Origin of the sequence: Paenibacillus sp. PK1-4R (assembly GCF_030369595.1) — a bacterium.
In the GTDB taxonomy this organism is placed as follows: domain Bacteria; phylum Bacillota; class Bacilli; order Paenibacillales; family Paenibacillaceae; genus Paenibacillus.
Genome location: NZ_CP126535.1, coordinates 3753143 through 3764327, shown reverse-complemented (window position 1 = coordinate 3764327; position 11185 = coordinate 3753143). Strand labels below are relative to the sequence as shown.

General features: G+C 41.1%; 11 protein-coding genes and 1 pseudogene. 3 read left to right on the top strand and 9 right to left on the bottom strand.

Annotated features, from left to right (window positions below):
- Nucleotides 1-33: 33 nt before the first annotated feature.
- From QNO02_RS30400 to QNO02_RS16210, 5 genes and pseudogenes are all read right to left on the bottom strand, one after another.
- Nucleotides 34-195: pseudogene (locus QNO02_RS30400) on the bottom strand (IS110 family transposase); the annotation flags it as partial.
- A 38-nt stretch (nucleotides 196-233) separates the two neighbouring features.
- Entirely contained in the window at nucleotides 234-698 is a 465-nt protein-coding gene (locus QNO02_RS16225; protein WP_289389316.1) for a hypothetical protein, read from the bottom strand.
- A 608-nt stretch (nucleotides 699-1306) separates the two neighbouring features.
- Entirely contained in the window at nucleotides 1307-1753 is a 447-nt protein-coding gene (locus tag QNO02_RS16220) for a GNAT family N-acetyltransferase (RefSeq protein WP_353959066.1), read from the bottom strand.
- A gap of 89 nt (nucleotides 1754-1842) precedes the next feature.
- Nucleotides 1843-2766 carry a helix-turn-helix transcriptional regulator gene (locus QNO02_RS16215; RefSeq protein WP_353959123.1) on the bottom strand — a complete coding sequence of 308 codons (924 nt, stop codon included), beginning with the start codon at nucleotides 2764-2766 and terminating at the stop codon, nucleotides 1843-1845.
- Between the two features lie 2 nt (nucleotides 2767-2768).
- Nucleotides 2769-3110 (bottom strand): Cif family virulence factor, encoded by a 342-nt coding sequence (locus QNO02_RS16210; protein WP_249913607.1) that lies wholly within the window; start codon nucleotides 3108-3110, stop codon nucleotides 2769-2771.
- A 265-nt stretch (nucleotides 3111-3375) separates the two neighbouring features.
- Here QNO02_RS16210 and QNO02_RS16205 point away from each other — a divergent pair, with 265 nt between their 5' ends.
- Nucleotides 3376-3657 (top strand): hypothetical protein, encoded by a 282-nt coding sequence (locus QNO02_RS16205; RefSeq protein ID WP_289389314.1) that lies wholly within the window; start codon nucleotides 3376-3378, stop codon nucleotides 3655-3657.
- 300 nt (nucleotides 3658-3957) lie between these two features.
- Nucleotides 3958-4272 carry a nucleoside triphosphate pyrophosphohydrolase family protein gene (locus tag QNO02_RS16200; RefSeq protein WP_249913605.1) on the top strand — a complete coding sequence of 105 codons (315 nt, stop codon included), beginning with the start codon at nucleotides 3958-3960 and terminating at the stop codon, nucleotides 4270-4272.
- 170 nt (nucleotides 4273-4442) lie between these two features.
- Here the strand turns inward: QNO02_RS16200 and QNO02_RS16195 are convergent, their stop codons facing one another.
- From QNO02_RS16195 to QNO02_RS16180, 4 genes are all read right to left on the bottom strand, one after another.
- Nucleotides 4443-5375: a bifunctional helix-turn-helix transcriptional regulator/GNAT family N-acetyltransferase gene (locus tag QNO02_RS16195; protein WP_289389312.1), complete on the bottom strand. Its 933-nt coding sequence runs from the start codon at nucleotides 5373-5375 to the stop codon at nucleotides 4443-4445.
- Nucleotides 5376-5793: 418 nt separating this feature from the next.
- Nucleotides 5794-6366, bottom strand: coding sequence for a histidine phosphatase family protein (locus tag QNO02_RS16190; protein WP_289389311.1), 573 nt, complete (start codon nucleotides 6364-6366; stop codon nucleotides 5794-5796).
- 433 nt (nucleotides 6367-6799) lie between these two features.
- Entirely contained in the window at nucleotides 6800-7636 is an 837-nt protein-coding gene (locus tag QNO02_RS16185) for an alpha/beta fold hydrolase (protein ID WP_289389310.1), read from the bottom strand.
- Between the two features lie 424 nt (nucleotides 7637-8060).
- A complete protein-coding gene (locus QNO02_RS16180) occupies nucleotides 8061-9056 on the bottom strand; it encodes a glycoside hydrolase family 43 protein (RefSeq protein WP_289389309.1) in 996 nt (331 codons plus the stop codon).
- Between the two features lie 838 nt (nucleotides 9057-9894).
- On the opposite strand from QNO02_RS16180, the gene QNO02_RS16175 reads away from it, so the two are divergent.
- Nucleotides 9895-11103, top strand: a complete 1209-nt coding sequence (locus QNO02_RS16175; RefSeq protein WP_289389308.1) for a sugar efflux transporter — start codon at nucleotides 9895-9897, stop codon at nucleotides 11101-11103.
- The last annotated feature ends 82 nt before the right edge of the window (nucleotides 11104-11185 follow it).

The following is an 11185-nucleotide window of genomic DNA, read 5'->3' as shown; positions in this document are numbered from 1 at the left end:
TCAAGTGACCACCCGCATGCGGCAAGCACGGGTGCCAAAGAGTACGTCACTCTTGGCGTGTTCCTGCTGAAGCTCCTTCATCCACTGAAGCAGTTCTTCCAGCCCGGTACGGGTATTGGAGAACACACAGTTCTTTCCCCGTTCGATCCCCCGGTAGTCGATGGCGCGAGCGACATGGATTTCTTTCGCAATATCCTCATGGGTTCCACGCCCTTGAACGTACACCCAAATCATCAATCTTCCATTGTCCATCCACTAATTTGGCCTTCCTGATCGGTATTCTCTACCTCGATATCTGCATTCCACCATTGTTCCTTGAGTCCTTCCTTCTGCGGCTCCAGCTCTACATTGGTCATTTTGGTTTTGACGATCGTTAGCGTTCCGCGGTGCTGTTCTTGCTCTAATGCTTTATAAAGGTTTTCAGTCAGATACGGCTTTGAATTCTTCAAAAAATCATCTTTAGCATTGAACGCTACGTACACCTTCAGAAACTCCGGAATCACTTTCTGAATCTCCGTCTGCATTTCTTCCGTTGGCACTTCTACCTCTTCGGCCTGCTTCTCTTCTGCTGCTTGTCCATTCGGGGTGTACTGCCGAACAGGCCGTTTCTCCGGATTGACAGGCTGCTGCTTCGCCGCAGCCTGTTCTTGTTCAATGCGATTCCCTTCAAAGATCGATCCAATAAGTAGTGCAATCATGCCTAATGCAATATTTGTTATTTAATGATGTTACCCAATGTGCACGAATTGCCGATAGAGCCCCAAGTTGGCGGGGACGTAAGCCAATCTCACCCTCGCTTCGAGAAACTCTCTCCTGATAAGGCAATCTCCAACTATCAATAATCTTTACTTGGCTTAATTTATTACCTTTGCTGTCCGTACAACGACTCAACTTATTACCACGTCCTATGGTTGACACTACTGTTTTATACCGCATTCTATGTAAAAAATTTTCAGATCTCTTGAAGTAATTATATAATAATTACTTCAGAATACGGTTAACAAAATTTTATTCAATTATTTTTATCGGGTATTCTGAATACTTTTTTTTAACGGATTAGGCTCAATACTGTTAGTTGGTTGTCCGCCCGAATATATCTCTTGTTTATAGTTGTTCCCAAATAAGTGCATATGCTGATTATTTAGATATACACCTAATCGGCAATCGGTCTATGTTCTTGTCCATTTCGGTAATCGGTACAAGTTCTTGTCCTTGGCTCGGGATAAGAACTTGTACCGATAAAATAAAAAAGCCGCTAAAATAGCGACTTTAATGGGAACATATAGATAGAAATATGCTTCAATTTTCATTGGCCCAAAAACTTAATAAAATTTTTCTGATCCTTCGTAAATTGGTAACCCCTTTTCTGGTAAAGTCTGTGTGCTTGCTCGCGACTCGGATGAGACAACAACTTGATGCCGGAATAACCCTCATCCCGCGCCCAGTACTCTAAATAATCCATTAACTTGCTACCAATACCCTGATTTCTGTAGCCTTCTTTTACTACAAAGCCTAAAACATTGATCAAAGGATCGGCAAATAGCAACTCATAGCCACTTCCATGGATATATCCAACAATCTCGCCATGTAGTTCGAAAACAAAAATCTTATCTTTTGTCTCTCGTGTAATGATTTCAATTTTTTCTTTGACTTTCTCTTCAGTAAAGTATGAAAGATTGGAGTTGAAATCTGTATTCAACAAGTAAATGTCTTGATAATCGGTTATGTGGATTTCCCTCACTAGGTATTCCATAATCAACTCCTTATACTTATTTTTTATATGGGTAATTATATTATTTGATTCAGCTCGTTGTGGTTTCACAGCTTCTTTTGTCCAACTGTCTATTCCAGCCTGTTTTTTAAGATAGACAACTGCGATAACAACCGATTTCGCAGGCTTTCCGGACTGATTTCTTCCAGGAGGGTCCCGAATGAGAGTAAATAACTATCAAGCCACAATCCGATGGGAAATTCTCCTCGTACGGTATAGGAGCCATCGCTATTAGCTGTAATCATCGAATCAGGAAATTCATCATAGACTCGGTAAGCACCTTTGGCCGAAATTCGTAGCTTCACCTCGACAAGGTCTTGACCTTCAAGTTTTTCTGCCTCTTTAATTGCCTGGGCTTCCATTCTGGGCTCGTAATGCTCATCGGTAACCTCGATATCTCTCATTCGATTGATCTTGAAAATTCGGGAGTCCTTGCTGGACAAACAGTAACCGGCCAAATACCAGGCTTTGGCTTTAAAGATCAATTGCACGGGTTCCACACTCCGCCGGCTCGCTTGTCCTGCAGAGTTGTAATACCAAAAATGGATGATATGATGATTAACAATTGCTTCACGCAGCTTCTGAAAAACAAATCGGCTGGATTCCCCGCTGCCCCATGGCGAAAAATCCACTTCCAGCCAGTTATTACGCTCTTTTTTGAACAAGCTTACAAATTTTAATAGAACAGCCTCTATCCCTGGGTATGCTGTAGCTTCCAACATCTGGAGCGCCATTAGAACATCTTCTTTCTCCTTGCCCGACAACAGTGAAGCGTTAAAGGAATAACCCGGGAGCAGTGATATCCCGCCCCCTTTTCCTTTGCTGCTGTATACGGGAATGCCTGCCGCGCTGAGGGTATCGATATCCCGATAGATCGTTCTCGTGGAAACCTCAAAATGCTGTGCCAATTCACCTGCTGTGATCGTTTTCCTGTGCAATAGCATATACACAATTTCGAAATGTCTGCTGATTGGCATGGCGTTCTCCCTTACAATGCTTATTCCAAATCCGCCCTCAATTGCTCAATATGATTATCTTTCAAGTGAAACTGATAAAGTCCGATAATTTCTCCTTCAGGAAAATGGCCTTTAAATAATACTCGCATGTCTATCACACTATTGTCTATGGTGAAATCAATAATTTCAGTATGGGTATCGTACTCTATAAAGTAAGTGGTGAAGTAATGTTCAATTTCTCCGCGCCCGATAAGATCCCTTCCAATAGATTGCTCAATAATCACACTATTATCCGTGAAGGTGTTTAAATAGGCCCCTACATCGTGTGCATTAGAGGCATTAATATATTCTAAAACAACCTTAGGCAAACTTGAATCTCTCATATTTTTCGCTCCTCGTTTATTTTTAACTGCCCCCTAACTATACCTCCGATAATATGACTGCATTATGTCATATTATGAATTTGTAATCCCCTATTTCTTCAGTCGTTTTTATAATATGACACGCTGTTGTCCAATTAAGGGTCGTATAGTGAGAGAGTGGTCCTATCTTATTCCAGACGACGCAATTAATCGTGAATATCCAAACTATAGGAGGAAACGTAATGTTAACAGAGAAATTCTACGAAATATTAGAGCACGAAGGGTGGTGACAGAGGATGAAAGAATATTAATCCCTGCTGGCATCATGCACAAAACCGAGGAAAATGTAAATTTTAACAATAAAATAAAGATGGCATTAGGCACTAGAAATGTCGTTGGCTATAATGAATATCAAGGAACGGCTTTTGTTGTGGAAGGAATAGCAAAACTTGTATACTCCGGTGCTGAATTCGATATGATGAAATCAAAATTTTCGTTTGTAACTAGGGTATTAGAAATAACGGTTACTTCCGTTAAACAGATGCTTTTAGTAGACAAGTTTAATTAATGGATATTATGTAATAAGTAGACTGCTTACTGCGGGGTGTCAGATCAACTAAGCAGTTATAGGATAATTTATTGCAAGCACTCGATGTTACCTTGACGGCGGAAGAAATATCCAAACTCAATTCGTTGTCACAACCGAACAAAAGCTTTATCGCAAATTTTATTAATACAGATTCTTTTTAATGCAACGCTTCAAAGCGGCACAAACTGTTAATGGTGTTACGAGCAGTACCTTTTTTTATTCACAACTAACAACTCGTATTTAAAAACACTAAAAAGAAAAAGGAGATTTCTAAATATTATGGACTTTAACGAAGTGGTTGAACGTTCTGTTCGGCTTAGAGAGCAGTATCACAATCTGGAAAGGCAATTTCATCAGACGGAATGGACTGTAGAAGAGGACGCGTTAGCCTTCTTGACGGACGCCGGTTTGGTCGGCCGTCTGACCATGTCTCAGCAGGGGCGTTGGCCGGCGAACAAAAGCAATTCCGAACTGGAACACAAGCTGGGAGAATGCATTTGGTGGCTGATCGTTCTGGCAGAACGAATGAATATTGATACCCGTGAAGCGCTTGAAAGATTTTTATTAACAACTGAAAAACAACTAAGGAACTAAGAATGAAAAAGCAGGATCCTGAAGACCCAATGACCTCATCATCGGGTCTTCGCGTTGCTCTTCGATTATTGATCCCCCTATACAAGGTAGCTGAAGAAATAAGGAACATCTTGATTTCTTTCCATAGCCTCTTTTCCAAGACCGGTAAAAGCCCTCTGGATCCGTTGGGGTTATTTTGCACTTAAATCATTTTGTAACTTTAGTTCCCAATATTCATCCACAAGGTCTTGCCCCCACATGAATTGCTCAATCGCTTCAGTTAGCTTAAATCCGAATTTACTATATAATCTTCGAGCTGTTTTCAGTTGGCTTACCGTTTCTAAAGATATTTTTTCATATTGAGTTTTTTGGCAATAATTAATTAATGTTTGTATTAATTTCGTTCCTACACCTTTTCCGCGAAAAGACGTATCAATAATGAACCATCTTAGTAGAGCTGTTTTATCATCTTTTTTGACTAAACCTATGCATCCAGCGAATTCCCCATCTATTTCTGCAATCCATATCTTTTCGATTTCTGCTTCAAAAGTACTTCGAAGATAACCTGAAAATTCTTCATCAAATCCACAGTTGTCTGTATAGAATACTCTTTGTTTCTCAATCATTATTTCCTTATCATCGTCTGTATATTGATCTCGTATAGTAACAACCGATTCATCTTCATCATATTGTTTGGTTAATATATTTTCAATTTTCACCATTGAATCCAAAAGTTTTTGTTGATCTCTCAAACTAATATGTTCAAAAAGCTTTACTATTTGTTGGTTGGCTTTATTTTCTAGACTCTGATAAACATCTTTTCCTTCTGGGGTCAAATGGAGGAAGAAAACACGACTATCATGTTCGCATTTTTCCTTATAGATAATATTTTTATTTTCAAAACTTTTTAATACTCTACTGACATATCCCTTATCTAATTTTAATTCTTCTTGTAATACTCTTGCTGTACAAGCATTTATTTTATTTATTTCATATAAAATTCTAATCTCTGGTAAAGATAAAGAGTTATCATACACATGTTGATTAAAGAAAGATTGGTAGTTAAGATAAAAACGATTGAATTTTCTGATTCCGCTGACTAAAGAAAGATTAGGTTGTGGCATAATAAAAAACTCCTACAAATTAAATTAGTTGACAAAATCAACTTGTTGAAAATTATAAGTAATTTAGTTGATTAAATCAACTATGTTCCGAAGTTTTTTAAGCCTTCTAGCTTAAGCTACAAAAGACCATCTTGAATCATTAATTGCAACATTTTTTTCATGGTAAAAAAGACAAGATTTCCGACGTTATTCCTTAGAATTAAAATTGGAAGCGGCCCGTCTGGTCGACGAAGAACATATGAGCATTTGTGTTCCTCGGAGTTGTAAGCGCGGCGGCATCCTTACGTTTTTCGAATACGGGTGCTCTCCGATAATTGTTATGTTGCGTTAACCTGCCAGAATTAACAGCCGATCACAATGATCGGCTGCTTTTTTGTTTTATTGAGCTAACGTTTCCCGTTAGCTTAGTCCACAATAGCTAAAGGTGTTTGGTACAGTTATATAATTGGCATGCCCACTTGTTGTTAGTGTGTGTAAGAATGGTTATAGAAGTATTATCTATATACGTTTTTTGGAAATGTTGCGGCAAAAGATGTTGTAATGACAACCCAATCAATGCTCCATGACTTATAACTAATATTCTTTTATCAACATATCCTTTAATCAGTTTTTCGAGAAAAGTTAGACCTCGCTTAGCGACCATTTTGAAATCTTCCATACCAAGATTTTGCTCACGCCAATTTGCTCCCCAACGAGTAATACGCTCTTCCTCGGTGGTGCCCTCAATTAGCCCGCAATTAATCTCTCTAATACGTTCATCAGTGAATACGGGTACTCCTAAACATTGCTGAATGATTTCGGCAGTTTGCCTAGCTCTCGTTAGATTACTGGAGAATATAACATCCCATTCTTCGCTTGAAAGTCTTTTTGCCAGTGCAGCTGCTTGCTCTATCCCTTCTTCGTTTAGCGGTATTTCAGATACTCCTTGAGCCTTGCTAAGATTATTCCATTCAGTAACACCATGTCTAATAAGGCCTATTGTGGTCGCCATACCTGCCCCCTTAATGACTACAATTTCCCCATCATTGCCCAAACAAATAGTACCACATATTGCGACTTCTACTTTTACAAACTTAGGGTTAAGGTGGTCTTCTTCTATCTTCGAACGAAGCCCTCTTCATTAAAATATACAGGTTAGTTGGCGTATACAAAGTACTATTAATTTCAGACAGTGTTTCAGTAAGGAAAGTCGTTGATAATAACTCATTGAGTTTGGTTTTTGGTTCGGGTGTACTTTTTTCATGACGGCTTCCAGGCTCGGTCGCTTCCTTGCGCAACATGGTTGATACAACCAGGATTGTCCGGGAACAACATGATACAGTCGAATTTCTGTAATCGTTGAAAGAGCAGGACACCCCTACTCCAAAAGGGTGTCCTGCTCTTTTTTTATTTCGTATGTTTTTCTAACCAGTTTTAATCAAAGCTTAGCTCTTCAGAAATTCGATCAACGCTGCATTAAATGCTTCAGGATGTGTCGCATTAAAGCCATGTGGTCCACCTTCTACAACAACAAGCCGGCTGCCAGGGATAGATTCATGTGTACGTTGTCCACTGACTTCAAGCGGCACAATGGCATCGGAATCGCCATGAATAACCAGGGTCGGAATATTGAATTTCTCCAGGTCCTGACGGAAATCGGTAAGAGCAAAGGCAGCAATGCAATCTAGGGTACCCTTAGGGGATGCCAGAGCAGCGATATCCCGGTTATATAGACGGAACGGTTCGCTCACAAGGTCTGTACGATCTCCTGCAGCAAAAAAGTTATTTGTAAATCCATCCAAGAAGGCTAGACGATCACCCTTAACCCCATTTTGGAATTCAGCAATCGTTGCATCGTCCAATCCTCCCTGTGGATTGTCCTCGGACTTGTACAGGTAAGGAGGAACAGCGCCTGCAAATACAGCTTTGGAAACCCGTTCCGTTCCATATGTTCCGATATAGCGAGCTACTTCGCCGCCTCCCATGGAGAACCCAACCAGTGTAGCATCGCGCAGATCGAGGTGCAAAATCAATTTATGTAAATCAGATGCAAAAGTATCGTAGTCATAACCATCCCAAGGTTGGGAAGACTGACCAAAACCACGACGATCATACGTGATAACACGGTAGCCCGCTTCAATCAGGATAGGTACTTGTTTCTCCCAGGATCTTCCACTCAAAGGCCAGCCATGAATAAGGATGATGGGTTTCCCCTCGCCATGATCTTCGAAATACAGTTCAATTGGTTGTGCATTCTCTTCGCCTACGTTTACTTTAGCCATGGAAAATCCCTCCGTTTAGTTATGATCGTTTAATTGTTACTATTCAAATGCTACATATGCAATCTACTATTGTCAATCGTACCCAAGAATTAAATAGAATCGTTCATTGTAAATTGGAAACTTCTACATTCCTTTCTCCTGCAACTCTCAACCAATCAATAAAAAAGATTTGATGACTAACGATTTGGTCTGCAAAATCTTCTAAGTGATCTCTTATGATTAATGGTAATGGTCCTCAATAGAAAGAATCATTTTCTCCTGTTCTACACATAGTCTCACAGTAAAAATATTCTTTGTTCAGCAGAGATTTTCTCCAAGTTTGAGTAACACAACTCATCCTCCTATCAATAAAGCAGCCCCGTCAGGAGCTGCCTCATGTTATGCCTTATTTTGTAATCCTATCTGTTTCCGCTAACTCGCCAGCTTACTCGCCACCCGGATAAGGATTGATCTTCTGGATTGTTCCGTCTTCGTTGTATTTCAGTTCGGAATATTTAACGCAGCGCTTGTGGTTGACGCCTTCCGACAGGGAGCTGTCGTGATAGAACAGATACCACTTGTCTTCAACTTGCACAATGGAGTGGTGTGTTGTCCAGCCGATAACCGGAGAGAGAATCTCGCCCTTGAACGTGAATGGTCCCATCGGGTTCTTACCGATCGCATATACGAGCTTATGCGTGGTTCCTGTAGAGTAGGACAGGTAGTAATAGTCGTTATATTTATGCATCCATGGGCCTTCAAAATATCTCCGTTCCTCATCCCCGGCCAGAATCGGATTCCCGTCTTCATCGACAATCGATATCTCGGCAGGCTTGCCCTGGAAGGACAGCATATCGTCACTAAGCAGTGCAACTTGCGGTCCAAGCGCTGGCTGGTCAGGAGCCGGTCCTTCTGCATCTGGCACGAAGCTGCCGGTCTGCCATTTCTCTAGCTGGCCGCCCCAGAGTCCGCCAAAATAGATGTATGACTGATTGTCGTCATCCACCAGTACGGCCGGATCGATACTGAAGCTGCCTTCCATATAATTTGGTTGCGGCGTGAACGGGCCTGCCGGAGACTCTGATGTTGCCACACCCAGACGGAAGATGCCGTCATGATCCCGTGCCGGGAAGAACAGGTAATAGGTATTGTCATTATAAGCGGCATCCGGTGCCCAGAGCTGCTTGGAGGCCCACGGAATATCTCTCAGATGCAACGCTTCGCCGTGATCGACCACCGGGGAATCGAAGTTGTTCATCGAGAGGACATGATAGTCTTCCATTTTATACTGGTCGCCGTTATCGTTGCTCGGCTCGTCATGATCGAGGTCATGGGAAGGATAGATGTAGATTTTGCCCTCGTAGACATGGGCGGACGGGTCCGCAGTGAAGATGTGGGTTACGAGCGGCTGGTGGGGCTTAGGTAGTTGTTGTTGATTCATAAGGCATCTCCTTTGGTATTGGAATAATAGAATCCTTCATAATTTAGGGCTGGTGTTCTCTGTACCGTTGCCCAAGGCGCGCAACCCTAGGTAGACGCCGGTGAAGCAGCTGGCTGAGGCAAGCGAACAAGGGAGGCGCTTCATCGTCCAGCATGTATGCATGCCTGCGGTCCAGGAATAGCGCTCAAATATCCGGCGATTTACGGTAATTCTTTGATTGCATCCTCAGAATTCGAAGCAAGCGTTTACAATCTCTAATGTTATTGTATAAGCACCGCTTATTCTTTCCTATACACATAATAAAGATCTTTCCCCGAAAAAATGTACAATTCCCGCCCATCTCATAATTCTTATATTCTAAATAAGACTACTTTAATGAAGTGATCTTTTTTGCGTTGTCTTGTCACACATATTACTTCTTCTCCTCTGGATCGCAACCATTCTACGAATTAATTTTTTTGGTGGCATTTTCACTTTAAGAAAACAGCGTTCGGCTCCTTTAAACTATCCTGCCCGTTAGCTTAATCTTTACAGTAGGTTATATTGAACACCACCTAGTTCAGCAACCTCGCGCAGGCGGTGAAAAGATTTACTGTATACTCACACGAGTCTATGGTAGGTTTAGGCAAGCATTTGGCACGAATGTTATATTGTTTGTGTTGTCATCTAGTACATAATAAAGATGTACGATTGATTCTATTCAGCCATGAATGTGAGCGTTTATTAGCTTCCCAAAGTGGATGTGAAGCATTCACCAGTAAAATGCAATTAGACGAGATAAAGTAAGGTCATGTATGGTGATTACACAACAACAAATTCTGAGGAGTAATTTTACACTATGATCAATCGATTCATCAGCTTATTTTCCATTCCTTCGTATGCTTTACTCTTTATGTGTATGGCATTACAGGGAATGGGCATTTCACTCAGTACCCCCTTTTTATCTATTTATTTCACGGAACAGCTTGGCGTATCTATTGGTATGTTTGGTCTTTATCTAGCCGTTACACTAATTGCAGGAATATGGATCAGTACACTAATCGGAAGACGTTCTGACCTCGGCTTGAATCGGAAGAGCGTTTATCTTTTCTCTACTCTCTCCAATGTTCTGGCCTTTAGTGGATACTTGTTTATTCAAGATTTTCCGATATTGTTCATTTACATGACTGTGTTTACTGCCCTTGGTGCACCAGGAATGCCCCAGTTGTTCGCTATTTCTAGAGAAGCAGTGATAAAGAGTCATTTTACGGAGCGTGCGTTTGCTAATTCTACCTTGCGTTCTGCTTTCTCTCTGGGCTTTATTACAGGTCCTTTAATCGGCACTTTATTACTCGCTGCTATTGGATTTAAGGGGATTTTTTGGGGAACGATCGGAGCTTTCCTACTCGTTGCTCTGCTTGTTTTCCTGTTTCTCAAATCAAACACAGAAATGAAGGGCAGTAATGCTGAAGCGAATATAAAAAGTTTCCGACTGGCTCAAAACCGGGATATTCTAATTCCTTTTCTCATTATGATACTCATGTATACGGCTCATTGGATGAGCAGTATAAACACGGCTCTCTTTATTACAAACAATCTTGGCGGAACGACAAGTCATGTCGGTTTAGTCAGTAGTATATGTGCTGCGCTGGAAATTCCCTTTATGATTGTACTCGGTCTACTTAGTGCAAAGTATAGTAACCGAATCTTGGTGTTTTGCGGGGCTATTTTTGGAGGAGCTTATTATTTCGTTATCCTTATCTCGAACGAGATGTGGCAAATGCTTGCAGCACAAATTTTGCTCGCTGTTTTTGTCGCCGTCATTTCTGCGATTGGAATTAGCTACATTCAGGACCTGCTGCCTAGTATGCCGGGATATGCTTCCACACTCTATTCGAATTCATCCACAATCGGCAGGCTGATTGGTAGTCTTGTTGGTGGTGGAGTAGCCAGCATTGTGGGTTACCGATACTCATTTATCTTCTGCTTTATACTTATTATTGTTGCTGTAATTATGCTTGTGGTAAGTGGAAGACAGCCTGTAGATGAACCGCAAATTTCAACCTAACTACGCCGATTCAATGGGATAATGTAGATTTTTAAACTTTTCCAGGTATGGGGTAATTAACATTGGGCACGGCATCATGCTT

What these genes read in the sequence shown, in the direction of transcription:
- QNO02_RS16180 (WP_289389309.1), bottom strand. Translation starts at nt 9,056, where the DNA reads ATGAATCAACAACAACTACCTAAGCCCCACCAGCCGCTCGTAACCCAC.
- QNO02_RS16225 (WP_289389316.1), bottom strand. Translation starts at nt 698, where the DNA reads ATGATTGCACTACTTATTGGATCGATCTTTGAAGGGAATCGCATTGAA.
- QNO02_RS16185 (WP_289389310.1), bottom strand. Translation starts at nt 7,636, where the DNA reads ATGGCTAAAGTAAACGTAGGCGAAGAGAATGCACAACCAATTGAACTG.
- QNO02_RS16190 (WP_289389311.1), bottom strand. Translation starts at nt 6,366, where the DNA reads ATGGCGACCACAATAGGCCTTATTAGACATGGTGTTACTGAATGGAAT.
- QNO02_RS16210 (WP_249913607.1), bottom strand. Translation starts at nt 3,110, where the DNA reads ATGAGAGATTCAAGTTTGCCTAAGGTTGTTTTAGAATATATTAATGCC.
- QNO02_RS16220 (WP_353959066.1), bottom strand. Translation starts at nt 1,753, where the DNA reads ATGGAATACCTAGTGAGGGAAATCCACATAACCGATTATCAAGACATT.
- QNO02_RS16175 (WP_289389308.1), top strand. Translation starts at nt 9,895, where the DNA reads ATGATCAATCGATTCATCAGCTTATTTTCCATTCCTTCGTATGCTTTA.
- QNO02_RS16200 (WP_249913605.1), top strand. Translation starts at nt 3,958, where the DNA reads ATGGACTTTAACGAAGTGGTTGAACGTTCTGTTCGGCTTAGAGAGCAG.
- QNO02_RS16195 (WP_289389312.1), bottom strand. Translation starts at nt 5,375, where the DNA reads ATGCCACAACCTAATCTTTCTTTAGTCAGCGGAATCAGAAAATTCAAT.